At 69.7% G+C, this 23,573-nt stretch carries 22 protein-coding genes and 1 pseudogene; 11 read left to right on the forward strand and 12 right to left on the reverse strand.

Annotated features, from left to right (window positions below):
- Positions 1–296: pseudogene (locus IM632_RS08115) on the reverse strand (cytochrome P450); the annotation flags it as partial.
- A gap of 143 nt (positions 297–439) precedes the next feature.
- Here IM632_RS08115 and IM632_RS08120 point away from each other — a divergent pair.
- The 3 genes from IM632_RS08120 (at position 440) to IM632_RS08130 (ending at position 3,962) form a co-directional block, all read left to right on the forward strand.
- A complete protein-coding gene (locus IM632_RS08120; protein ID WP_296479710.1) occupies positions 440–1,525 on the forward strand; it encodes a hypothetical protein in 1,086 nt (361 codons plus the stop codon).
- A gap of 102 nt (positions 1,526–1,627) precedes the next feature.
- The gene (locus IM632_RS08125; protein ID WP_296479711.1) at positions 1,628–2,590 is read left to right on the forward strand and encodes a MoxR family ATPase; all 963 of its coding nucleotides are present in this window, start codon (positions 1,628–1,630) and stop codon (positions 2,588–2,590) included.
- 7 nt (positions 2,591–2,597) lie between these two features.
- The gene (locus IM632_RS08130) at positions 2,598–3,962 is read left to right on the forward strand and encodes a VWA domain-containing protein (RefSeq protein ID WP_296479712.1); all 1,365 of its coding nucleotides are present in this window, start codon (positions 2,598–2,600) and stop codon (positions 3,960–3,962) included.
- Between the two features lie 12 nt (positions 3,963–3,974).
- On the opposite strand, the gene IM632_RS08135 is transcribed toward IM632_RS08130, so the two are convergent.
- The 9 genes from IM632_RS08135 to IM632_RS08175 all read right to left on the reverse strand — a co-directional run bounded on the left by IM632_RS08135 (position 3,975) and on the right by IM632_RS08175 (position 13,535).
- The gene (locus IM632_RS08135; protein ID WP_296479713.1) at positions 3,975–6,167 is read right to left on the reverse strand and encodes a molybdopterin cofactor-binding domain-containing protein; all 2,193 of its coding nucleotides are present in this window, start codon (positions 6,165–6,167) and stop codon (positions 3,975–3,977) included.
- 2 nt (positions 6,168–6,169) lie between these two features.
- A complete protein-coding gene (locus IM632_RS08140; RefSeq protein ID WP_296479714.1) occupies positions 6,170–6,637 on the reverse strand; it encodes a (2Fe-2S)-binding protein in 468 nt (155 codons plus the stop codon).
- A gap of 66 nt (positions 6,638–6,703) precedes the next feature.
- The gene (locus tag IM632_RS08145; protein ID WP_296479715.1) at positions 6,704–7,396 is read right to left on the reverse strand and encodes a TPM domain-containing protein; all 693 of its coding nucleotides are present in this window, start codon (positions 7,394–7,396) and stop codon (positions 6,704–6,706) included.
- Between the two features lies 1 nt (position 7,397).
- Positions 7,398–8,159, reverse strand: coding sequence for a TPM domain-containing protein (locus IM632_RS08150; RefSeq protein ID WP_293512749.1), 762 nt, complete (start codon positions 8,157–8,159; stop codon positions 7,398–7,400).
- Positions 8,160–8,245: 86 nt separating this feature from the next.
- Positions 8,246–8,902: a LemA family protein gene (locus IM632_RS08155; protein WP_293520501.1), complete on the reverse strand. Its 657-nt coding sequence runs from the start codon at positions 8,900–8,902 to the stop codon at positions 8,246–8,248.
- A gap of 107 nt (positions 8,903–9,009) precedes the next feature.
- Positions 9,010–10,677, reverse strand: a complete 1,668-nt coding sequence (locus IM632_RS08160; protein WP_296479716.1) for a M28 family metallopeptidase — start codon at positions 10,675–10,677, stop codon at positions 9,010–9,012.
- Positions 10,678–10,720: 43 nt separating this feature from the next.
- Positions 10,721–11,329 (reverse strand): DedA family protein, encoded by a 609-nt coding sequence (locus IM632_RS08165; RefSeq protein WP_296479717.1) that lies wholly within the window; start codon positions 11,327–11,329, stop codon positions 10,721–10,723.
- 88 nt (positions 11,330–11,417) lie between these two features.
- On the reverse strand, positions 11,418–12,200 hold the full coding sequence (locus IM632_RS08170) for a DUF1365 domain-containing protein (protein ID WP_296479718.1): 783 nt from the start codon (positions 12,198–12,200) through the stop codon (positions 11,418–11,420).
- 3 nt (positions 12,201–12,203) lie between these two features.
- Positions 12,204–13,535 (reverse strand): FAD-dependent oxidoreductase, encoded by a 1,332-nt coding sequence (locus tag IM632_RS08175; protein ID WP_296479719.1) that lies wholly within the window; start codon positions 13,533–13,535, stop codon positions 12,204–12,206.
- Between the two features lie 150 nt (positions 13,536–13,685).
- Between IM632_RS08175 and IM632_RS08180 the strand changes: the two genes are divergently transcribed.
- The 3 genes from IM632_RS08180 (at position 13,686) to IM632_RS08190 (ending at position 17,129) form a co-directional block, all read left to right on the forward strand.
- Complete coding sequence (locus IM632_RS08180) at positions 13,686–14,099, forward strand: DUF2177 family protein (RefSeq protein WP_296479720.1); 414 nt, start codon at positions 13,686–13,688, stop codon at positions 14,097–14,099.
- A 185-nt stretch (positions 14,100–14,284) separates the two neighbouring features.
- Entirely contained in the window at positions 14,285–15,868 is a 1,584-nt protein-coding gene (locus tag IM632_RS08185; RefSeq protein WP_296498062.1) for an AMP-binding protein, read from the forward strand.
- 106 nt (positions 15,869–15,974) lie between these two features.
- Positions 15,975–17,129 (forward strand): DegT/DnrJ/EryC1/StrS aminotransferase family protein, encoded by a 1,155-nt coding sequence (locus IM632_RS08190; RefSeq protein ID WP_296483587.1) that lies wholly within the window; start codon positions 15,975–15,977, stop codon positions 17,127–17,129.
- 44 nt (positions 17,130–17,173) lie between these two features.
- On the opposite strand, the gene IM632_RS08195 is transcribed toward IM632_RS08190, so the two are convergent.
- Positions 17,174–17,866, reverse strand: coding sequence for a VOC family protein (locus IM632_RS08195; protein WP_296483589.1), 693 nt, complete (start codon positions 17,864–17,866; stop codon positions 17,174–17,176).
- Positions 17,867–17,964: 98 nt separating this feature from the next.
- On the opposite strand from IM632_RS08195, the gene IM632_RS08200 reads away from it, so the two are divergent.
- Genes IM632_RS08200 through IM632_RS08210 form a run of 3 tightly spaced genes read left to right on the forward strand, consistent with a single transcriptional unit; the run spans position 17,965 to position 20,584 of the window.
- The gene (locus tag IM632_RS08200) at positions 17,965–18,930 is read left to right on the forward strand and encodes a zinc-binding alcohol dehydrogenase family protein (RefSeq protein ID WP_296483592.1); all 966 of its coding nucleotides are present in this window, start codon (positions 17,965–17,967) and stop codon (positions 18,928–18,930) included.
- Between the two features lie 13 nt (positions 18,931–18,943).
- Positions 18,944–19,780, forward strand: coding sequence for an alpha/beta hydrolase (locus IM632_RS08205; RefSeq protein ID WP_296502467.1), 837 nt, complete (start codon positions 18,944–18,946; stop codon positions 19,778–19,780).
- A gap of 21 nt (positions 19,781–19,801) precedes the next feature.
- Positions 19,802–20,584: an SDR family NAD(P)-dependent oxidoreductase gene (locus tag IM632_RS08210; RefSeq protein WP_296483599.1), complete on the forward strand. Its 783-nt coding sequence runs from the start codon at positions 19,802–19,804 to the stop codon at positions 20,582–20,584.
- A gap of 302 nt (positions 20,585–20,886) precedes the next feature.
- Here the strand turns inward: IM632_RS08210 and IM632_RS08215 are convergent, their stop codons facing one another.
- Positions 20,887–21,267: a GNAT family N-acetyltransferase gene (locus tag IM632_RS08215; RefSeq protein WP_296483602.1), complete on the reverse strand. Its 381-nt coding sequence runs from the start codon at positions 21,265–21,267 to the stop codon at positions 20,887–20,889.
- 159 nt (positions 21,268–21,426) lie between these two features.
- Here IM632_RS08215 and pyk point away from each other — a divergent pair, with 159 nt between their 5' ends.
- Together pyk and IM632_RS08225 are read left to right on the forward strand one after the other, a co-directional pair.
- Positions 21,427–22,848, forward strand: coding sequence for a pyruvate kinase (gene pyk / locus IM632_RS08220; protein WP_296547542.1), 1,422 nt, complete (start codon positions 21,427–21,429; stop codon positions 22,846–22,848).
- A gap of 109 nt (positions 22,849–22,957) precedes the next feature.
- On the forward strand, positions 22,958–23,573 hold a 616-nt coding region (locus IM632_RS08225), incomplete at its 3' end, for an ROK family protein (protein ID WP_296552199.1).

Raw genomic sequence — 23,573 nt, forward strand, 5'->3', positions numbered from 1 at the left:
AGGAGGTGCGGGCTGCCGCCCATCATCTCGCGGATCCGGGCGTCAGCCTCCTGGCTGACCAGGGTCGGGGACTTGTCGCCGTTCAGGAACAGATCGTTCTGTCGGCTGATCTCCAGGATGTCCGCATGACGGGTGACCACCCAGAAGGGGTCCACACCTTCGACCTCGGCGCGGCCGAGGGACTGGTTCGCCCTGAGCCAGTCATAGGTCTGGAAGACCCGACCATCCGCATAGGCGACAGGGTCCACGAGAGTCTGAGCGTAGGCGTCCGGTATCCTCACGTCGGCATGGGGCATGCTGTTCTCCACGGGCGCCGGCGGGAGGCGCCCGCCAAGTGTCGCCTTGTTCTGCTGCAACTGATACTGCCTGTCAGAAGGCGCCCGCAAGCGGCGCTTCCAAGACGAGAGATAGGCGGGCGCCGACCCGTCAGGGAGAGCCCATGCTGACCAAAGGCGACGATTTTCCGATCCACCAGACCCCCGAGCCGATCGCCTTCTCGGGAACCGACCGGAACTTCTACGACCGGTACTTCTTCAACGGCTATCAGCCGGACGGAACCGAGTTCTTCGCCGTCGCCTTCGGCGTCTATCCGCACCTGAACATCGCCGACGCCCACTTCTCGGTCATCCGGGACGGGGTGGAGCACTGCCTGCACGCCTCGCGCATCCTCAACATGGAGCGCATGGACATCTCGGCAGGCCCGATCCGGATCGAGGTCGTCGAGCCCCTTAAGGTCCTCCGGGTCGTGGTGGAGCCCAGCAACGGCATCGCCGCCGACCTGACCTTCGAGGGACGGTCCTTCCCGATCGAGGAACCGCGCTTCATCTACCGCAACGGCCCCCGGGCCTTCATGGACTATACCCGGCTGACGGTGAACGTCCGGGTGTCCGGATGGATCGAGGTCGACGGGCTCCGCCGGGAGCTCGCGCCGGGCTCGGTCGGGACGCGGGACCGGTCCTGGGGCGTCCGGCCGGTCGGCGCCCCCGATGCCCAGCCCGTCGTCCCCAACCAGATTCCGAGCTTCTTCTGGCAGTGGACGCCGCTCAACTTCCCCGACCGAAGCGTCTTCTTCCACGTCAATGCGGACGCAGACGGGGAGGCCTGGAACACACGCGCCGTGATCCTGCCGGACGGCGCCGGCCCTGGCGGGGGGCGGCATACCGGCGAGGCGGCCATGGAGGACGTGGTCATGATCCCGGGGACCAAGCACATCGCCAGCGCCACTCTCGCCATCCCCCTGGCCCAGGGTTCGGCGAAGGTGGCCTTCCAACCCTTCCTGACCTTCCTGATGCGCGGCATCGGCTATGGGCATCCACAGTGGCGCCACGGCGGCTACAAGGGCGAGCTGGCGGTGGAGCGCGAGGACATCGACCTGTCGGGCGTGAACTATCTGAGCCCCGAGAACCTGCACATCCAGGCCTTGTCCCATGTGACCCTGACCCTGCCCGGCGAGGCTCCGGTCCGGGGCATGGGGGTCTTCGAACAGCTCATCCTCGGGCCCTACAGGCCCTACGGCTTCGGCTGACCCGCATTCGGCGCTTGCCCCGGCCCTCGCGCCACGGGCAAGCTACCGCCATTGTTTCCGGCGCCAGCGGGCATTCGCCGTCGATTCTGAAAGTTTGATGCTTTGACCTCTTCTCCGGATGCGGCCTTCGACGCCGCCCTTTCTCCCCACCTCGCCTCCGTCGAGGCCCTGACCTCGGGCCTGAACGGAGTGGGCTACATCGCCTCCCGCCGGATCGCCACCGCCCTCTACATGGCGGTCAAGCTGCAGAAGCCGATCCTGGTGGAAGGCACGGCAGGCGTCGGCAAGACCGAACTGGCCCTGTCCACCGCCGCCCTCCTCGGTCTGCCGCTGATCCGGATGCAGTGTTACGAGGGCTTGGACGAGTCCAAGGCCCTTTATGAGTGGAAGTACGGCAAGCAACTCCTCTACACCCAGATCCTGAAGGATCGCATGGGAGAGGCCCTGTCGGATGCACCCAGCATGGACGCGGCCATGGACCGCCTCCACGGCATGGGCGACCTGTTCTTCTCGGAGCCCTTCCTGGAGCCCCGACCCCTGATGAAGGCCCTGCAGGAGCGCGCGGGCTGCGTCCTGCTGATCGACGAGATCGACAAGTCGGACGAGGCCTTCGAGGCCTTCCTTCTGGAGGTTCTGTCCGCCTACCAGGTCTCCATCCCCGAGATCGGCGTCCTCAAGGCGGAGACCCCGCCGATCGTCTTCCTGACCTCGAACAATGTCCGCGACCTGGGGGACGCCCTGAAGCGGCGCTGCCTGCACCTGCACATTCCCCTGCCCGACGCCGCCCTCGAGCAGAGGATCGTCGCCAGCCGCGTGCCGGGGGCGGAGGAGCGGCTGAACCGACAGCTGGTGGGCTTCGTCCAGTCCCTCCGCGGCCTGGACCTGCGCAAGTCGCCGTCGATCTCGGAGACGGTGGACTGGGCCCGGGCCCTGATCCTGCTGAACGCCGGCGCGCTTGAGGGCGAGGTGGTCCGCGACACGCTGAACGTCCTCCTGAAGTTCGAGCAGGACATCGCGGCCGTGGAGCCCCAGATCGCCGAGCTCCTTCGCCAGCCGGCCGGCTGAGGCGACGGTGCAGGCGGCCCTCGAGGATTTCTTCCGCGCCCTCCGGGCGGCGGATGTCCGGGTCTCCCCGGCGGAGGCGATCGACGCCCACCGGACGGTGGAGGTCGTCGGCTTCGCCGACCGGGAGCTCTTCCGCGACGCCCTCTGCGCCACCCTGGCCAAGTCGGGGGAGGAAGTGGCGCGCTTCGAGGCCGTGTTCGACACCTTCTTCGATCGCCGGAGCGACGCCGTGACCCCCTTGCCGCCCCCCGGCGGGACCGGTGGGGACCCGATGGAGGGCCTGCCGCCGGAGGCCCTGGAGTCCGAGCTGGCCCGGATGCTCCTCACCGGGGACGGCGCCGCCCTTGCCCAGGCCATGGAGGCCGCTGCAGAGCGCGCCGAGGTCTCCAGGATCCGCCTGTCGACCCAGAGGGCCCGGCTGACCCGCCGCCTGCTTGAGGAGATGGGCGTATCGGAGATCGAGCGAATCGTGGCCGCCGCCCGGAGGCTTGGCGGGCCCGGAGAGGCGGCGGCGGACCGGCTTGAAGCCGCCCGCAAGGCGCTGAACGCCCAGGCGACGGCCTATGTCGAGCGCCAGCATGAGCTCTACGCCGCCGGCAGCGGCAAGAGGCTCCGCGAGGAGATGCTGGCCCGCAAGGCGCTGAACGCCGAGGGTGGGATTGATCCTGTCGACCTGGCCATGATGCAGACCCTGGTCAAGCGCATGGCCAAGCGCCTGGCCGACCGCTACTCGCGCCGCCGGAACGTCGCCTGGACCGGCCACCTGGACGTCCGGCGCACCCTGCGAAAGTCCATGGGCTATGGCGGCATGCCCTTCGACATCGTCTTCAAGACCAAGAAGGTGGACAAGCCGTCCATCGTCGCCATCTGCGACGTCTCCAAGTCCGTGGCCGCCGCAGCCCAGTTCCTGCTGACCTTCCTCTATTCCCTGAACGAAGTCGTGGACCGCCTCGACGCCTTCGCCTTCTCCGGTCGGCTGATCAGCGTGAACAAGGTGCTGGACGACCACCCGGTGGAAACCGCCATCCTGGAGGTCCTCAAGCAGATCGGCTTCCAGCAGACTGACTATGGCAAGGCGCTGGAGGACTTCGCCGACCAGCACATGGACCGGATCGACCGCCACACGACGGTGATCCTCCTCGGCGACGCCCGGACGAACTACGCCAACCCCCGCCTCGACATCCTGGCCACCATCCAGCAGCGGTCACGGGCGGTGATCTGGCTGAACCCCGAGCCGGACAGTTACTGGAGCCAGGGCGACAGCGTCATGAACCGCTATGAGCGGTTCTGCCATGTGGCCAAGACCTGCAATACGCTCGAGCAGCTCGAGCGCATCATCGAGGACGTCCTGCGCACCTACATCCCGCACTGACCCGGGGCGGGGTCAGCCGACCGCGAGCAGGGCCGGGTCCACGGGAAGGCGGCGGACGCGCTTTCCGGTCGCCGCGAAGATGGCGTTGCAGAGAGCCGGCGGCGCGGGCGGGAGGGCCGGCTCACCAAGCCCCGTCGGCGGGTTGTCCGAGAGAACGAAATGCACGTCGACCGGCGGAGCCTCGTTGATGCGCATCAGGCGGTAGCTGTCGAAATTACCCTGGACGACCGCACCGTTCTCCAGGGTGATCTCCTGGCCGAGAGCCCCAGACAGGCCATCCAGGACAGAGCCCTGCACCTGCTGGATCGCGCCGGACGGATTGACGATCTGGCGGCCCACATCGCCCGCCACCCAGACCTTTTCGACCTTGATCTGACCGTCCTGGGCGACGCGGACCTGCACCACCTGGGCGAAGTAGCCCATGTGGCTGAAGTGGAAGGCGACGCCCTGTCCCTGGCGCGGGGCCATCTTCGTCCGCCCCCAGCCGGAGACCTCGGCCACCTTCTTCAGGACCCCGCGCATGCGCGCCGCGTCGTAGCCATCGCGACCGGGGGTCCCGACAAGTCCGAAATCGCCCAGGAGCTTCAGGCGGAAGTCCACCGGATCGGCCCCGGCGGCGTGGGCCAGTTCGTCGATGAAGCCCTGCACCGCAAAGGAGATGGCGTTGGAGCCAGGCGCCCTCAGCGGTCCCGTGGGAACTGAAATGGGCAGGACGGAGAGGTTGTAACGGAAGTTGGGCGTGAACCGGGCCGGGAACTCCGTCGCCGCCATGCCCGCCGACCTGCCCGGCTGTCCGTCTGAGGAGCCGGGGGTGATGAAGTGATCCTCCCAGGCGATGATCCGTCCCTGAGCGTCGAGGCCGCCCTTGAAGCGGTGCCAGCCCGCGGGGCGGTAGAAGCCATGGCGCATGTCATCTTCGCGGGTCCAGATCAGCTTGACGGGAGCCCCGGCCTCGCGGGCGATCCAGGCCGCCTCGACCATGTACTCATTGGACAGCCGGCGCCCGAAACCGCCTCCGGCCCGGATAATGTGGACGGTGATGTCTTCGGGCTTCAGGCCCAGGGTCTTGGCGACAAGCTGGCGACCGGGCTCCGGGTTCTGAGTCGGCGCCCAGATCTCCATTTTTCCGTTCAGGAACCGGGCGGTGCAGTTCTGGGGTTCCAGGTTCGCATGGGAGATGTAGGGGTAGGCGTATTCGGCCTCGATCGTCTTTGAGGCCGACTTCAGCGCAGCGTCGACATCGCCGTCATGACGGACGACCTTGTTGGCGGCGGACTGCGCCGAACCAGCCGCCATCTCCTCGAAACGGCGGCTGGACATCTGGCTCGCTTCGGAGGCCTTCCAGCGGGTGTTCAGTTTCTCGCGCGCCTTGAGGGCGCGCCACCAGCTGTCCGCCACGACGGCGACGCCGGGGGCGAGCGCTTCCAGACCGCCGGAGCCCTCGACCACGAAGGCCTTCCGGACGCCCTTCATCGCCCGCGCCGCGTCGAGATCGGCGGACTCCACCCCCGCGCCGAACACCGGCGCCTTCTCGAAGGTGGCGAACAGCATGCCGGGCAGGACGATATCGATGCCGAACAGGGGCTTGCCCGTCACGATGGCGGGGGTGTCCACCTGCGGGATGAACCGGCCGATGATCCGGTACTCCGAAGGATCCTTCAGCTTCAGGGTCTGGGGATCCGGCGCGGGAAGGGCGGCGGCGGCGGCGGCGAGAGATCCATAGCCCGCAGACCGGTTGGAGGCCTTGTGGACCACCCGGCCCGGTTCCGTGGCGCAGGTTGAGGGCTCAACGCCCCAGGACTTGGCGGCGGCGGCGATCAGCAGGGCCCGGGCCGTCGCGCCGACCCGGCGCAACTCATCCCAGTGCAAGGGGATCGAGAGAGATCCACCGGCGAACTGGCGCCCGAACTGGGCGGGATCGGAAACCGCCTGGAGGGTGCGCACCTTGTCCCAGTCGGCGTCCATCTCCTCTGCAATGATCATGGGCATGGAGGTCTTCACTCCCTGCCCCACCTCGGGATTCTTGCTGACCACCTCGACCCAGCCGTCCGGGCGGACCGTGACGTAGGTGTTGAGCCTCGCCGGACCGGTCTGGGCGGCCTCGCCCTTGCCGGTCAGGGCGAACCCCAGCATCAGCCCGCCGCCGCCGGCGGCAAGCTGGATGACGTCGCGCCGCGAGGCGCCGGTCTGAGAACCATCCGCCATGATCAGGCCTCCTCGGGCTGGCCGGAGGCCCGGCGTACGGCGGCGCGGATCCGGATGTAGGTGGCGCAGCGGCAGATGTTCCCCGACATGGCCGCGTCGATCTCCTCGGCGTTGGGCCGGGGGTTGGCGGCCAGCAGGGCCGTGGCGGACATGATCTGGCCGGGTTGGCAGTAGCCGCACTGGGCGACATCCAGCTCTGACCAGGCCTTCTGGACCCGGGCGCCGACCTCATTGTCGCCGATTGCCTCGATCGTCGTCACCCGGCCCTTGCCCACCGCGTCAATGGGAAGGGCGCAGGAGCGGACGGGGGCCCCATCGATGTGCACGGTGCAAGCGCCGCACTGGGCGATCCCGCAGCCGAACTTGGGTCCAAGTATGCCCAGGGTGTCCCGGAGAACCCAGAGCAGGGGTGTGTCCGGCTCAACGTCGACCCGACGTGTGCGACCGTTGACGCTGAGGGTGTAGGCCATGCCCGCGCTCCATGTTCTCCCTAGAACTGATGTAGTCTGCGGGAGGGTTGAGCGCCAGTCGCCGGACTACCGAATTACGACGACATGGTCGGGCAGTTCATTGGGATTGTCGCGGTCGCGCGGCGGGAAGTGCTCTGCAAGCACGCCGCCGCAAATCTCGACCGCGGCCTCGAATCCCTCCACCGCCCGCCCCGCCTTGACGCCCGCGATCAGTTTCGACATGGCCTCATCCCAGATCCCCGGGTCGACCCGCGAGGCGACGCCCTCGTCGGCGATGAGCTCAGCCATCCGTTCCCACTCGGACACGAAGATCAGGACGCCTGTCCTCTCACGGGTCGCCTGAAGGTTCTTGGACAGAAACTGCTCGTAGGCCCGGCGCCGGACACGGTCGCGCTTCAGGCTGACGGGAGTCAGCAGACGTCGCACGGGTGGCAGCCAGGCCACCATCAGGACCAGGAGGAACAGGAAGACCTGTAGCAGGATGACGCCCATTACCGCCTCCGTCGCCGCGACGCCGGCTGCGGCGCCCACGGACGTAGCTGTCCAGCCGCCCTGGATGAGGCCGGGCACGGTGACATGTAAGCCGCCTGCAAGGAGCAGAACCGGCGCCGCCAGGGCCGCAAAGGCGGCCACGGCCAGGGGCGTCTCCCGGTAGTCGCCACAGTCCGGGGCGACAATGCAGAAGATTTCCCCACGGGTGGCCGCCTCGGCGCGGGCCACTGCAGCAGCAACACGTTCGCGTTCTCCATCCGTCAGCATGTCACCAGCTCCCCGAAGATCCGCCGCCGCCAAACCCGCCACCGCCGCCGCCGAACCCCCCGCCTCCGAAACCACCGCCGCCGCGACCCCAGCCGCCAAGGGGCGGCAGGATCACCGGGCCGCCCAGCCCGGCGCGCCGGAAGGCCCGCGCGGACCGGCCGCCGCCGCGCATAACCGCCACCAGAACCCACAGGATGAGGGCCAGGACGATAAGCGTCACGAGGGGAGAACCCCCACCCTCCTGGGCCGCCGTCTCGGCCTTCTTGACGTTCGCCCTCGCCTCACCCTCAGGCAGGGCCAGCTGGTCGGCTATGGCCGCAGCGCCCGCAAGGATGCCGCCCTCCATGTCGCCCCTGCGGAAGGCGGGAACGATCTGGGTCTGGATGATGACCGAGCTCAGGCTGTCGGTGAGCACGGGCTCAAGCCCGTAGCCCACCTCCACACGGACCCGGCGGTCATTGGGGGCGACGATCAGGAGGACCCCGTCGTCACGCTTGGCGTCGCCGATACCCCAGGCGCGCCCCAGCTGGTAGCCGTAGTCCTCGATGGGATAGCCCTGCAGATCGGGAAGGGTGGCCACCACCATCTGCCGGCCCGTGGAGTCCTCCAGGGCCTTCAGACGGGCGTCGAGCGTCCGCTCCGCCTCGGGCGACAGGAGGTTCGCCTGGTCCACCACACGGCCAGTGAGGGCCGGGAAGGTCGGCGCCGCCAGGGCCGCTCCCGGAACCAGGAGGGCCCCCGGAACCAGGAGGGCGAGGGCCATCCCGATCCAGGCGAGCCGGAGGCCGGCCTGGCGGAGGATGTCTCCGGGGGCCGCGGCGGCTCTCGCGGCCGGAGCCCTCAGGCGCATCATTGGGCCGGCGCAGGCGCGGGCGTTGCGGCGACGGAGGGCGCCGCTGGCGCGGCCGGGCTGAAGCTGACCGACGGGGCCGCCTGGGCGGCCTCGGAGGCTGCGAACAGCTGCATCGGCTTCGAGTTGCGGTGGACCACCGTCCAGAAGGAGTTCGGGAAGGTCTTGAACTCGAGGTTGTAGCTGCGAACGGCCTCGTTGTAGTCGCGGCGGGCGATGGCGATGCGGTTCTCCGTGCCCTCAAGCTGCGACTGCAGGGCCAGGAAGTTCTGGTTGGACTTCAGGTCCGGGTAGCGTTCCTGAATCATCATCAGGCGTCCAAGCACCCCGGAAAGCCGGTCCTGGGCGGCGGCATACTGCTGGAACTTCGCCGGGTCGGTCAGAGTCTCCGCATCGATCTTGACCTGCGTGGCCGAGGCCCGCGCCTCTGTCACCTCGGTCAGGACGTTGCGTTCCTGGGCGGCGAAGCCCTTTACGGTCTCGACCAGGTTGGGGATCAGGTCCGCCCGGCGCTGGTACTGGTTCTGCACCTCCGCCCATTGGGCCTTGGCCGCCTCCTCCTTGGTGGGAATGGCGTTGACGCCGCAGGCGGCGAGAAAGAGGGGCGCCGCAGCGACGAGGAAAAGTCGCGAGAGGGTCTTGCGGGAGAAGGTCACGTCGGAAGCTCCGGTCCGGGCGCCGCGCGGTCGCGGCCAGGGCCGGAAGATGGTCCTGATCGAAGGTTTCCGCAACGTCCGGTGACGTCCGGATGCCGCCGCAGCCTTCAGCGCCGGCGCGCGGCGGCGCTCTCCGCCCGGATCCGGGCGAACTCCGAGCCGGGCCGCCAGTCGGGCCAGACGCCGACGCGGGCCAGGCGCCGCGTCATGTCCACCACGAGGTCGACATCCTCCGCCGCGCCGCGCAGGTCCCAGTCCGGGCTCCAGGCATCGCAGGTCTTGTGATAGCAGTCGTCAGTGTACCGGGTGACCCAGGCGTCCCCTGCAGCGCGGCCGCCCTGAACGAGGTCGGCGCCGCCGCCCAGCCCCATCAGCAGCAGCGCGGGCACGCCGCGCCGGGCGAGGCTGAAGTGGTCGGCCCGGAAGAACAGAGCCCGCTCTGGCTTGGCATCGGGGGTGACGGTCCTCTTTTGCAGTCGGGCCGCCTCTGCCAGGAAGTCGTCCAGTTCTGACTGTCCCGCACCGACGAGCACGACATCGCGCGACGGTCCTGAGGTCTGCAGGACGTCGAGGGTCAAGTTGGCCGCCATTCTGTCGAGGGGTGCGGTCGGGCGGGCGCCGTAGAACTCTGAGCCCAGCAGGCCGCGCTCTTCTGCGGTCCAGAGGGCGAACAGGACCGAACGTTCGGGTCGCCGCCCGGCCTTGAGCAGGCGCGCCGCCTCCAGCACCCCGGCCACGCCCAGGGCGTCGTCGACGGCGCCGGGCCGGATGCGCCGCCCCTGGGCGTCGGCCGGTCCCTCGCCATAGGCGTCCCAGTGGGCGGCGATCATGATGCTCTCGTCCGGTCGCTTCCGGCCCGGGAGCCGGGCGATCACATTGGGACTCTCGAACCGGCTGAAGCTCACCGCGACAGAGGCCGAGAAGGCCAGGTCCTTCATCACCACGGGCCGGAAGTCTGACGAGCGGGCCTGGCGGCGCAGGGCCTCCAGGTCGAGACCGGCGGCGGCGAACAACCGGGTCGACGCCTCGGCCTTGAGCCATCCCTGCAGGGGCAGGCGCTCAGCCGATGGCTTTGCCCGCGCAAGGTCATAACCCTCGCCCCCCGAGGCCAGGACAGTCGACCACCCATAGCCGGCGCCCTCGGTCTGGTGGACGATCAGGGCGGCCACGGCGCCGCGCCGCACCGCCTCCTCGAACTTATAGGTCCAGCGGGCGTAGTAGGTGGCCGCCCGGCCGCCGAATCGGCCGGCGACGGGATCGGCGGCGGTCGCCTCAAAGTCTGGGTCGTTGATCAGAAAGACGGCGACCTTTCCCTTCAGGTCGACACCTTTGAAGTCGTCCCAACCGCGTTCCGGGGCGTTCACGCCATACCCGACAAACACCATCGGGGCGGACTCGATCGTCACGCGGTCCACGGGAAGGAGGGAGATCAGCGAGATGTCCCGACCCGGCGCCAGCACGGTTTCGCCCTTCGGCCCTGTGACCGCGTATCGGCCATCGGCTCCCAATTGGGTCCGGATCATCGGGACGGACTGGAAGAAGGTTCCCGCCTCGCCTCCGGGCTCCAGGCCAAGGTCGCGAAAGGCGCGCTCCAGGTAGGCCACTGTCAGGGCCTCTCCGGGCGTTCCGGGTGCGCGGCCGCCGTAGGCGTCAGAGGCCAGCTCCCGGGTGATGTCCGACAGGCGCGCCGGATCGGTGCGGTCAGCGGAAGCGGCTGGGGACGCCGCCAGGAGGGCGGCGAGCAGGGGCGGGAGCAGGCGGAGAGGGTTCAGCATGCGGCCAAGTCTCGTGCCTTGGCCCAAAGCTGGCAAGCGGGAGTCAGGCGGCCCTGTCGCGTCGCCTGCGGCTCCAGACACGCCACAGATAGGCGACCAGCAGGAGGCCGAGCAGGATTTCGGTGACGGGATCCAGCCAGGCGGCGACCTGGTCGTGGCGGGACGCCAGGAAGACGCCGGCGAGGGTGAGGGCCAGGGTCCAGAGAAAGGTGCCCGCCGTCGTCCAGGCGAGGAACACCCCCCAGGGCATGCGAAGGACGCCCGCCGGCAGGGAGATGAGGGTCCGGATGCCCGGGGCGAGACGTCCGAAGAAGACGGCCGGGCCGCCCCATCGCCTGAAAAAGGCCTGGGCCTGGTCAAGGTCGCGGACTTCCAGGGCCAGCCAGCGGCCGTGCCTGTCTATCCAGGATCTCAGCCCGGGTTCAGGTATGCGTCGCCCGACCCATTTCCAGAAGGAGGCGCCCGCCACGGCGCCAAGGGTGGCCGCCAGGATGACGCCGGCCAGCGACAGATCGCCCATGGCGGCGGCGTATCCGGCAAGGGGCAGGATCACCTCGGAAGGGATCGGGGGAAACAGGTTCTCGGCGAACATGAGGGCGGCGACGCCCAGGAGCCCCCCCACCGCGATGATCTTCAGGATTAGCTCGGCCAACGCCGTCTCCGTTCCAGGACCCAAGGGACGCCGTCCCTGAGGTGGGGGCGGACCGTCGGGAATCAATGAGAGGTTCACGACAAGTCGTTCAGGGCTCCGGCAGGGCGGCGGGCGCCAGGGTTACGGGAGACGCGGGCGGCGGCGGCCGGCGGCGGATCGGCTCGCCCTTCAGCCACATCCACAGGGCCTCCCAGTGGATGGCCGCCAGGACGCCCAGGCTGGTCATGGGATGCTTCAGCCAGGCCGCCAGCAGGTTAGCGTCGGTCATCTCGCGCCGCTCTCCGGCGAAGGCGGCGGTGAGGATGCGCCCCCCGGCGTCGGAGACGTCGATGGACACCGCGACCCTTTCGCCCGGCGGCCGGATCCGGAAGGCGTAGGTCAGGTCCATGTCCATGAAGGGCGAAACGTAGAATCCCTTGTCGATGGACTGGGTGAGGACTTCCCCGCCCTGCGGCGCCGCGGGGATGAGGTAGCTATGGCTCTCACCGAAGGTGTTGCGGACCTCGTAGAGCACCGCCGAGAGGTCGCCGTCCCGCCGGTGCAGAAACCAGACCGTCAGCGGATTGAAGACGCCGCCCAGGATCCTGGGCATGGCCAGCAGTCGGATCGGCCCCCCGCCCTCGAGGTTGGCGTCCGTCAGTATCGCCTTTACCTGGCCCCTGAGGTCTCGGCCGGTGTGGTCGAGATGGTCCTTCGGGGAGAATCCGGTCAGGGCGAAGCGGCCGACGGCGAAACGCTTCAGCCGGGTGTCGAGGCTCTCGAGCTCGTCCAGGTCCAGCAGCAGCATGAAGATGCGGTAGCGCAGGCGGTGCGGCCGCGGCCGCAGGCGGACGTGGTTGACGACCCCGGCGTAGATGCCCGAGGCGGTCATCCGTCAGCCTCCCGCCACACGGGGCAGGTGGATGCGCCCCGACTCGCCGGCAACGGTCCACGGGCGCCGCGGGGCGCCCATGTCCTCGGCGACAGCAAGCCCCGACTGCAGCGCGTCCTCGTGGAAGCCATGTCCGAAGTAAGAGCCGCAGAACCAGGTCCGCCGCACCCCCTGCAGCGACCAGAGCCGGGTCTGGGCCTCCATCGCAGCGGCGTCGTACAGCGGATGCTCGTAGGGGATCTCGGCGATCAGGCTCTCGGGCCTGAAATCCTCCGGAGGATTGAGGGTCACGAAGAGGTCGCCGGCGCCTTTGAGGCTTTGCAGATAGGTCATCCAGTAGGTGACCGGACCCTCGCCGGGGCTGTCCCGGCGGCCGATATGGTTCCAGGCGGTCCAGGCGGCCCGCCGACGCGGCATCAGGGTGGGATCACGGTGCAGCATGACCCGGTTCTTCGCATACCGGAAGGCGCCGAGCAGGGCGGACTCCTCCGGCGCAGGGTCCTCCAGCAGGGCCAGAGCAGTGTCGCCATGCACGGCCAGCACCGCTTGGTCGAAGTTCAGGGTCTCGCCCTCCGCCAGCCGGACCCGAACGCCGGTCTCCGTGCGCGACAGGCCCGCCACCCGGACGCCGGTGCGGAAGTCGGCCCGTGCGGCCTCCACCAGCTTCCGGACATAGGACCGGCTCCCGCCCGTCACGGTCCGCCAGAGCCCCCGACCGGCGACGCTCATCATCCCGTGGTTGAGGAAGAAGCGGATCAGGGAGGCGGCGGGATAGTCGCCGATCCGGTCGAGAGGCGTCGACCAGATGGCCGCCGCCATGGGCAGGAGGTGGTCGTCACGGAAGGCGGGACCGAAACGGCCGTGCTCGAGATAGGCGTCGAGGGGAGTCCCTGAGCCCTCCAGCCGTCGCAGGTCGTTCGGCGCCCGTCTGTAAAAGCGCAGAATATCGGCGATCATGCGCCAGAAACGCGGACGGAGCAGGTTGCGCTTCTGGGCGAGAAGAGCGTTGGAGGAATACTCGAGTTCGCCGTTGTCCAGGGACACGGACAGACCCATGTCCGCCGGCTGGCTGGCCACCCCGAGGTGAGCCAGCAGGGCGGTGAAGTTGGGGTAGTTGTCCTCATTGTAGACGATAAAGCCGGTGTCCACGGGCGTGTCGCCGCCTGGCCCGGGCGCGTCGAGGGTGTTGGCGTGACCGCCCAGCCGGCCCTCCGCCTCCAGAACAGTGACCTCGGCGACCCCGCCAAGGCGCCAGGCGGCGGAAAGGCCGGCGGCGCCGGCGCCGATCACGACGATGCGGCGGGCGGGGGGTGCGTCGGGCGCGACGTCAGGCAAGGGGGGGCTCCAGATGGCCGGAGAGGAGATTCCGGCGGCACCTTTGACCCCAGAGGCGGGAAGGATGCAAGGGGCGCGCGAGCAAGAGAGGACTGGTCGTTGCTTCCGGTCTGGTGCAGCCTGCGTCTCTCAATTTCTGGAGGTTTCGCCATGAGATGGATTCTGACCTGGATGGGTGTCGGCGTTGCATTCGGGATCCTGGATGCGCTCTGGCTGACCCAGATGTTCTCGAGACTCTACCAACCGGCGTTGGGTCCCATACTGGCGCCCGGCCTGAGGCTGGACGCCGCGTTCGCCTTCTATCTGATGTACGTGACAGGCTTGGTCCTGCTGGCGGTCCGTCCCACGGTCCTGGCTGGCGGCGGTCCAAAGGCCGCCGCGCTGCGGGGCGCCAGCCTGGGCGCCTTCGCCTACGCGACCTACGACCTCACCAATCAGGCGACCCTGGCGGTCTGGCCGGTACACGTGAGCCTTATCGACATCGCCTGGGGGACCTTCGCCTCGGCGATGGCCTCGGCCGCCGGAGCCCTCGCCTGGGGTAGGACAGCCCCGAAGGGAGCCTGACGCCCGGACGGCGAACGGGCGTCGGTTGTCGACGGCGGCGGCGGTTGTCTATTGTGCCGGCTGCAGGCCGGGTGCGCCCACACCAGGGTCTATTCCGGTGCCGGTCGCCTGATCAGTGCGGGTGGTCTTGCGATTCGAGTTTGGAGCGCTGGCCACAGAATGCCGGGCTCCTGGGAGGAATTTGAATGAACGATTTGCTGGATCCTGAGTTCATGGCGCGCCTTGAGGCCGCCGGCCTGGTGGGCATGACCACCGCCTGCTGGGCCGCGCGCCACCCGGACAAGGTCGCGGTCTACGACCCCGACGGAACCGCCCACACCTTCGCCAAGGTCAACGCCAACGCCAACAAGCTGGCCCGGCTGCTCCGCGCGCGGGGCCTGAAGGCGGGCGACTCCCTCGCCCTGGTCTGCTCCAACCGCGTCGAGTTCGTCGAGGTCCTGGCCGCCACCCTGCGAACGGGGATCCGCATCACCCCGGTCAACTGGCATCTGACCGCCGACGAGATCGCCTACATCATCCGCGACTGCGAGGCGAAGGCCCTGGTGGCCGACGCCCGCGTCGCCGCGGCAGGCCCGGCCGCCGCAGATTGCCCGGACCTTGCGGTTAAGCTGGCGGCGGCGGGCGACATCGCAGGTTTCGACGAATACCAGGCCGCCCTTGACGCGTTCGATGGCGGCGACATCGACGACCCGGTCCTCGGCAACGCCATGATGTACACTTCGGGCACCACCGGCCGGCCCAAGGGCGTCCACAGGCCGGCGCCCGTCACGACGCCGCCATCCATGTACCTTATGCGCGGCTACGACAGCGACACCTCCGTCCAGATGTGCGCAGGCCCGGCCTACCATGCCGCGCCCCTGGCCTTCGACGTGCGCGCCGCCATGGGCGCCGGCGCGCCCCTGGTCTTCATCGACAAGTGGGACTCCGAGCATGTCCTCAGGACGATCCATGACCGCAAGGTGACCCACCTCCACCTCGTGCCGATCATGTTCCAGCGGCTCCTGGCCCTGCCCGATGAGGTCAAGGCCCGCTATCCGGTCGACCATGTGAAGTACATCATCCACGGCGCTGCGCCCTGTCCGCCGGAGGTCAAGCACGCCATGATCGACTGGTTCGGGCCCATTCTGTCCGAGTACTATGCGGGCTCAGAGGGCGGCGCCGGCTTCACCATCGACTCCGACGAATGGCTCAAGAAGCCCGGCAGCGTCGGCAAGCGGCCGACCCTGCTCCAGGTCCGCATCCTCGACGAGAACGGCAAGGACTTGCCCAACGGCCAGGCGGGCGGAATCTACCACCAGCTGCCCCCCGGCGGCGGCTTCACCTATTACAAGGACGAGGCCAAGACGAACGCCAGCCGGGTGGACGGCTTCTTCACCATGGGCGATGTCGGCTATTTCGACGAGGACGACTACCTCTTCCTCACCGGCCGCAGCGCCGAGACCATCATTTCCGGCGGGGTGAACATCTACCCGCAGGAGGTCGATAACGAGTTGATCAAGCATGAGGCCGTCGCCGACTCCGCCACGGTGGGCGTGCCCCACGACGAGTGGGGAGAGCAGGTGAAGGCGGTGATCCTGCTGAAGCCGGGCTATGCGCCCTCGGACGCCCTGGCCCAGGAGATCCTCGACTTCGGCCGGCGCAGCCTGCCCTCGTTCAAGGTCCCGCGCAGCCTCGACTTCGTCACCGACCTGCCCCGGTCGGCGGCGGGCAAGATCCAGCGCAACAAGGTCCGGGCCCCCTACTGGGAAGGCCGCACCAAGCAGATCTGAGGCGGCGCGGCCCGGGCGCCGAAACGATGCGAAAACAAGCGTGTCTGGCGATTGCGGGCGGGCGCCCCTAAAAAGCGCCCGCCTCTAATCCCGCACGGGGTGCGTCATGCCGATTCCCTTCATCGACCTCCAGGCCCAGCGCCGCCGCCTGGGCCAGCCCCTCGAGGACGCCATCCTCAAGGTTGTCCGCTCGGGCGCTTGGATCATGGGGCCCGAGATCGCCGAGCTGGAGAAAGCCCTGGGCGACTTCGGCCAGGCGCCCTTCGTCCTGTCCTGCGGCTCGGGCACCGAGGCCCTGCAGCTCCCCCTGATGGCCTGGGGGATCGGTCCCGGCGACGCGGTCTTCTGCCCCTCCTTCACCTTCGCGGCGACGGCCGAAGTCATGCCCCTGGTCGGCGCCTCGCCGGTCTTCGTGGACGTCCGCCCCGACACCTTCACCCTTGACCCGGAGCGGCTCGAATCCGCGATCGTCGCCGTGAAGGCGGCCGGCAGACTGACCCCCCGCGCCATCATGGCCGTCTGCCTGTTCGGCCAGCCGGCGGACTATCCGGCCCTGGCGGACATCGCCCGCCGGCACGGCCTGAAGCTGATCGCCGACTCCGCCCAGGGCTTCGGCTGCACCCTGGACGGTCATCACCCCATCCACTGGGCGGACGTCGCCACCACATCCTTTTTCCCGGCCAAGCCCCTCGGCGCCTACGGCGACGGCGGGGCGGTGCTGAGCAAGGACGCGCGCCTCCACGACCTGCTGGTCAGCCTGCGTGTGCACGGCCAGGCGGTGAGGTCCGACATCGAGGGGCAGACCTTCGACCATGACCCGAAGTACCTGAACATGCGGGTCGGCATGAACGCCCGCATGGACACCCTGCAGGCCGCCATCCTCCTCCAGAAGCTGACCATCTTCGCCGACGAGATCGAGGCTCGGAACCGGGTGGCCGACCGCTACGCCGCAGGCCTGGACGGGCTGGTGGAGACCCCGGTGGTCATCCCCGGCGGCCGCAGCACCTGGGCCCAGTACACGGTGAAGTGCGCCGACCGCGACGGCCTTGCCGCCCACCTGAAGGCCGCCGAGATCCCGACCGCCGTCTACTATCCCCTGCCCCTGCATCGCCAGGGCCCCTACGCCGGCTATCCCGCCCCCGGCGGCCTGCCCGTCACCGAGGCCCTCTGCGGCCAGGTGCTCAGCCTGCCCATGCACCCCTACCTTGAGCCCGAGGTCCAGGACCAGGTGATCGCCGCGGTGCGCGCGTTCGCGGGCTAGGCGATCCGGCGGGACCGCTTCTGCGCCCGCGCCCCTGACCCGTCCTACTCGGCCTCCAGCGTCCCGACGAGGGAAGCGCGCTGAGACAGCTCGATCCAGTTGCCGTCGGGGTCGCGGACCATGGAGATGCGCGCGGTCGTCCCGAGGGTGGTCGGCGGCATGGCCTCGCGGCCGCCGGCGGCCAGCACCCGGGCGTGTTCGGCGTCCACCCGGAAGACCTGGAAGGTGATGTAGCGCCAGCCCGTGCCCGGCATGGTCGCGTCGGAGGGGGCGTCGGCGGCCTCCTCCAGGATCAGCAGGGTCTCGCCGGCCCGGAAGGCGGCCCCGCCCTCCCAGGCCTCCTCGGAAAGGCCCAGGGCGCCCACATAGAAGGCCCGGTGCGCGTCGAGGCTGCGCACGGCCAGGCGGATCCCGGCCTGGGTGATCCCGCGCCAGCCGGGCGGGACCAGGGTGACGCGGTTGCCGTCCGGGTCGCCCAGGGCGCGCGGCCCGGCCAGTCCCTCCCGGGCCAGGTAGAGCTCGCGGTAGCCCGTGGGCTCGCCGGCCGGGACCGGCTCGGCGTAGGCGTTGATCTTCAGAACCGAGCCATTGGCGTCGTGGCGGTGCTGGTCCTGCCCGCGGCGGATCGGCAGGAGGTGGTCGAAGGCGACCCCGGCCTCGCCCTGCCAGAAGGCGAGGACAGGCCCGAGGTTGTTGGTGGACATGCCGATGTCCACCCGCGGCTTGGCCAGGTCCATGATCGTCTCCCCAGGGCATCCCTCTGCCTCCGGGCTTGCCCGCGATCCCGCCCCGTGACAAGTCGGGATCCCCGGGGAGAGAACACAAGGAGCGGCCCATGAAGGCGGCGGTCTACTACGAGAACGGCGGACCCGAGGTCCTGCGCTACGAGGACGCCCCGGACCCCGTCTGCCATCCCAAGGGGGTGATCATCCGGGTCGAGGCCATCGCCATCGAGGGCGGCGACACCCTGAACCGCTTCGGGGGCCCCCTGGTGACCAAGCCCCACATCGTCGGCTACCAGGCCGCCGGCGAGATCGTCGAGGTGGGGGCCGAGGTCACCCACCTGAAGGTCGGCCAGAGGGTCGCCACCGTGAACAACTTCGGCAGCCACGCCGCCCTGCGCAGCGTGCCGGCGCGCAACTGCTGGCCGGTGCCCGACGGCTACGACATCGCCAAGGCCTCGGCCATCCCGGTCACCTTCGGCACCGCCCACGACTGCCTGTTCGAGTACGGGCGGATGAAGGCGGGCGAGATCGTCCTGGTCCAGGCGGGCGCCTCGGGCGTCGGCGTCGCCGCCATCCAGCTGGCCCGCCGCGCCGGGGCGAAGATGGTGCTGGCCACCGCCTCCTCCGACGAGCGCCTCGAGCGGCTGAAGCCCCTGGGGATGACCGCCGGCATCAACTACCGCGTGAACGAGGTGCCCCGCGAGGTGCGCCGCCTGACCGACAACCACGGCGCCGACGTGGTGGTGGACTCCGTCGGCGGCTCGACCCTGCAGGGCTCCATCAACAGCCTGGCCTACCGCGGCCGCGTCTCGATGGTGGGCGCCGCGGGCCGGGAGCCCATGGTGGTGGACGTCGGCTCCATGATGGGCGGCAACCGCGGCCTGTCGGGGGTCTTCCTCGGGGCCGAGATCATGACCGACCGGGTCCACGACATGATCCAGGGCCTGATCGAGGACGCCGCCCGGGGCGAGCTTGAGGTGGTGATCGACCGGACCTTCCCGCTGTCCGAGGCCGCCGCCGCCCACGCCTACATCGAAAGCCGCGCCGCCGTCGGCCGCGTCGTCCTGGTTCCCTGAGGCGAGGCCGGCCATGCCCTTTGCGAACAACGACGAGGTGCGGATCTGCTGGGAGAGCTTCGGCGATCCCTCCGCCCCCGCCATCCTCCTGGTCAACGGCCTTGGCTCGCAGATGACCCGCTGGCCGGAGGGCTTCTGCACCCTGCTGGTCGACGCCGGCTACCGGGCCCTGCGCTTCGACAACCGGGACACCGGACTGTCCACCTGGTTCGGCGAGGGCGACGCCTACACCCTGGAGGACATGGCCGCCGACGCCATGGCGGTGCTGGACGCCGCCGGAGTGGAGGCCGCCCATGTGGCGGGGGTCTCCATGGGCGGGATGATCAGCCAGGTCATCGCCGCGGACCACGGGCGCCGCACCCTGTCCCTGACCTCCATCATGTCCACCTCTTCGGCGCCCGGCCTGCCTCAGGCGAGCCCCCGGGTCATGGCCGTCCTGACCCAGCCGACGCCGGACTTCACCACCGACCCGGACGCCCATGTCGCCGCGGCGGTGGAGAACGCCCTGGTGATCGGCAGCCCCGCCTATCCCTGGCCCGAAGGCGCCCTGGCGGAGCGGGCCCGGGCCGAGGCGGAACGCGCCTGGAACCCGACGGGCTCGGGCCGGCAGATGCGGGCCGTCGGCGCCACGGGCGACCGTTCGGCGCGCCTGGCCCGGATCACCGCCCCCACCGTCGTCCTCCATGGAGCGGACGATCCCGTCCTGCCCGCCGAGCGCGGCCGGGACACCGCCGCCAAGATTCCCGGGGCGGAGCTCCGGATCATCGAGGGCATGGGCCACGACCTGCCCCCCGCCCTGTTCGGCATCGTCGCCGACGCCATCCTCGCCGCCGCGGCCCGCGCCGGCTGACCCCTGCAAGGAGCCTGACCCATGGGACGTCTTTCCGGAAAATCCGTCATCATCACAGGGGCCGGCTCAGGGATCGGCCGGGCCGCCTCCCTGCTGTTCGCCGCCGAGGGGGCCCGGCTGGTCATCGCCGACAAGTTCGACACCGCCGAGGAAACCGCCCGCCAGGTGCACGAGGCCGGAGGAATCGCCCTCGCCCTGGTCGGGGACGCCGGCGAGGAAGACTTCGTCTCGGCCCTGGTCGACCGCGCCGTCGCCGAGCACGGCGCCCTCGACGCCATCTGGGCCAACGCCGGCATCTCCGGCGGCGCGGTCCCGCGCGAGGACCAGGACGCCGCCCACTGGGCCGAGGTGCTGAGGGTGAACCTGATCGGCCCCTTCCTGGCGGTGAAGCACGCCAGCCGGGTCATGGTCCCGCGCGGCCGGGGCTCCATCGTCATGACCGCTTCCGTGGCCGGCATCCGCTCAGGCGCCGGCGGCCTGCCCTACTCGGCCTCCAAGGCGGGCGTGATCAACCTGGCCCAGACGGCGGCCAACGACCTCTACGGGACCGGGGTTCGGGTCAACGCCATCTGCCCCGGCCTGATCGAGACCGGCATGACCAAGCCCATCTTCGACGGCGCCCGGGCGCGGGGGAACGAGGCCAAGATCGGCCAGCTCAACCCCCTGACCCGCTATGGCGTGCCCTCGGAGATCGCCCACGCCGGCCTCTTCCTGGCCTCGGACGACGCCTCCTACGTCAACGGCCAGGCCATTTCGGTGGATGGCGGCCTGTCGTCCTCCCACCCGGTGGTGCGGCGTCGGTAGAGATTGAGCCGGTCGGGACAGCGGTGAGGCTGTCCACGGCCCCTCAGCAGGCCCCTCAGTCGGCTTCGCCGACAGCTCCCCCGCAGGGGAGCAATGGCTCAGGATTTCCTCCACCTCTTGAGGGGGAGGTGAACCGCTCAGCGGGCCTGCCTGGACCGGCGGATCGATGGCTCCGCAACAGACGCCCTCAGGCCCGGAGCCCCGGCCCAGGGGAATCGACTTCTGTACCCGGGTCAGAGCGGCGCTGGCCCGACGTCTGCGATCCGAGTGCACTTGAAACGGGGTTCCCATCCCGCCTTGGGCTACAGCGCCTCCACGGCAAAGCCCATCCTGAGATAGAAACCCGCGGCGCGGGAGTGGGTTTCGGCGCGAAGCGGGCGGTCGGGATAGGCGCCGGAAATCGCCTCGACGAGCGCTCGTCCGTACCCGGAGCCCTGGCGACCTGGCGCCACAGCGATATGGGTGATCTCCACCCCTTCCTGATCCTGTCGAAATCCCGCCGACGCCACCAGGACTCTATTGACGATCGCCTCGACCAGTCCCCGGCCGGGTTCATCCCGATAGGTAGCGCGGACCCGCGCCATCTTATCGGACGTGGGATGCCCGACAGCGGCCGCCAAGATTTTCCAGAATTCCTCATCCCCGCCGTCTGGTGGAAGGAATCGAACCTTGTACGGCTTCATGCCGACTCTCCCTGCCGGTCCAGCCAAAGTGCGTCTGCGGGGATCGGGAACCGGGGAAACCAGGCTGAAATGATCTCCGATCGACAGCAAGCCCCCCGTCGTTAAACCCCTTTCAAAGTTTAGGGCTAAGGGTGTGGCCGACCCAGACCAGGACCCCTCATGATTCGCGCCCGCAGAGCCCGCATTGTCGCCACCCTCGGACCGGCGACCCGTGAGTCGGAGCAGATCATCGCCCTGGCCAGGGCGGGCGCCGACGTCTTCCGGGTCAATTTCAGCCATGGCGAGCCTGCCGACCACGCCACCGCCATCGCCCGGGTACGGGCGGCGGAGGTCGAGGTGGGTCGGCCGCTGGCGGTGCTGGCGGACCTGCAGGGCCCCAAGATCCGGCTGGGCGAATTCCGCGAGGGGCGGGTGGAGCTGACCCGCGGCCAGGCCTTCCGCCTCGATCGCGACCCGACCCCGGGGGATTCCCGCCGGGTCTGCGTGCCCCACCCCGAGATCTTCGCCGCCCTGAAGACCGGCGCCGACGTGTTGCTGGACGACGGCAAGGTGCGGCTGAAGGTCGGCCGCTTCGGCCCGGACTTCGCCGAGACCGAGGTGATCAGCGGCGAGGCCCTGTCGGACCACAAGGGCCTGAACCTGCCGGGCCTGGCGATTCCGATCCCCGCCCTGACCGAGAAGGACCGGCTGGACCTCGACTTCGCCCTCGCCCAGGGCGTGGACTGGGTGGCCCTGTCCTTCGTCCAGCGCGCCGCCGACATGGCCGAACTGCGGCAGATCGTCCTGGGCCGGGCCGGCGTCCTGGCCAAGATCGAGAAGCCCGCCGCCCTGGAGGCCCTGGACGAGATCCTGGACCTGTCCGAGGCGGTCATGGTGGCCCGGGGCGACCTGGGCGTGGAGCTGGCGCCCGAGGATGTGCCGGTGGTCCAGAAGACCCTGGTCCGCGCCGCGCGGACCCGGGGCATCCCGGTCATAGTGGCCACCCAGATGCTGGAGTCCATGATCCACTCGCCCACCCCCACCCGGGCCGAGGCTTCGGACGTGGCCGCCGCCGTCTATGAGGGCGTCGACGCCGTCATGCTGTCCGCAGAGACCGCCGCGGGGGACTATCCCCTTGAGGCCGTGGGCATGATGGACCGGATCCTGACCCGGGTGGAGCGCGACCCGCGCTGGCCTGAGTTGATGGCCGCCGAGTACCCGGTGGAGGACGCTGACGCCGACGCCCTGGTCGCCGCCGCCCGCCGGGCCGCGGACTCCGCCTCCACGGGGTGCCTGGCCGCCTTCACCACGACTGGCCAGACGGCCCTGCGCCTGTCGCGGGAGCGCCCGCTCCAGCCGACCCTGGCCCTGACCACGCGCCTCGCCACCGCCCGCCGCCTGGCCCTGGCCTGGGGCGTGGAGGCCCGGGTGGTCAGCACCATCACCGACCCCGAGGACCTCGCCCGGGTGGCCGTGGACGAGGCCCTGGCGGCGGGGCTCTGCCCCCCCGGACACCGGGTGCTGATCTTGGCCGGCCTGCCGATGGGCTCGCCCGGGGCCGCCAACATCCTGCGCATCGCCCACGCGCCCCTGAGACGCTGAGGGCGAGCTTCAAACGAGGGGGTGCAAGCCGCCCGGGATTGGGCTAATCCCCTCGCCGCGCGCCTGGACCGGCGCACGCCTGCGCCTGCGGGGTGAGACCTTGAAGAACGTGTACACCGGGCTTGTCGGCGACATCGGCGGCACCCACGCCCGCCTCGCCCTGGTCGACGAGGAAGGCCATATCCGCCATCCCGTCACCTATGACGAGCGCAACTTTCCGTCCCTGACCGAGGTCATCGCCAGCTACCTGGAGAAGACCATGGGGCGGAAGCGCCCCGAACGCGCGGTGCTGGCCGTAGCCGGGCCGGTGGTGGATGGCGAGATCCAGTTCACCAACAACAGCTGGCGGGTCTCGGAGGGCGAGCTCTTCGTCGCCTTCGAGTTCCAGTTCGTTCGCCTGATCAACGACTTCGCCGCCCAGGCCCTGGCGGCGCCCTTCCTGCCGGCCGACACCCTGCGGCGGATCGGGCCTGACATCCAGGGGGCGGACTTTGCGCCCCTCGTCGTGATGGGCGCGGGGACGGGCTTCGGCGTGGCGGGGTTGGCCCGCTCGGAACGGGGAGACGTGGAGGTCGCTGGCGAAGGCGGCCATGGCGCCTTCGCCCCGGTCGACGAGACGGAGATCGAGGTCCTGCGCATCCTGACCGGCCGGTTCGGGCGCACCTCCATCGAGCGCATCCTTTCGGGGCCGGGCCTGTTCAATCTCTACCAGGCCCTGGCGGAGA

Source organism: Phenylobacterium sp. (genome assembly GCF_020402505.1).
Classification (GTDB): Bacteria; Pseudomonadota; Alphaproteobacteria; order Caulobacterales; family Caulobacteraceae; genus Phenylobacterium.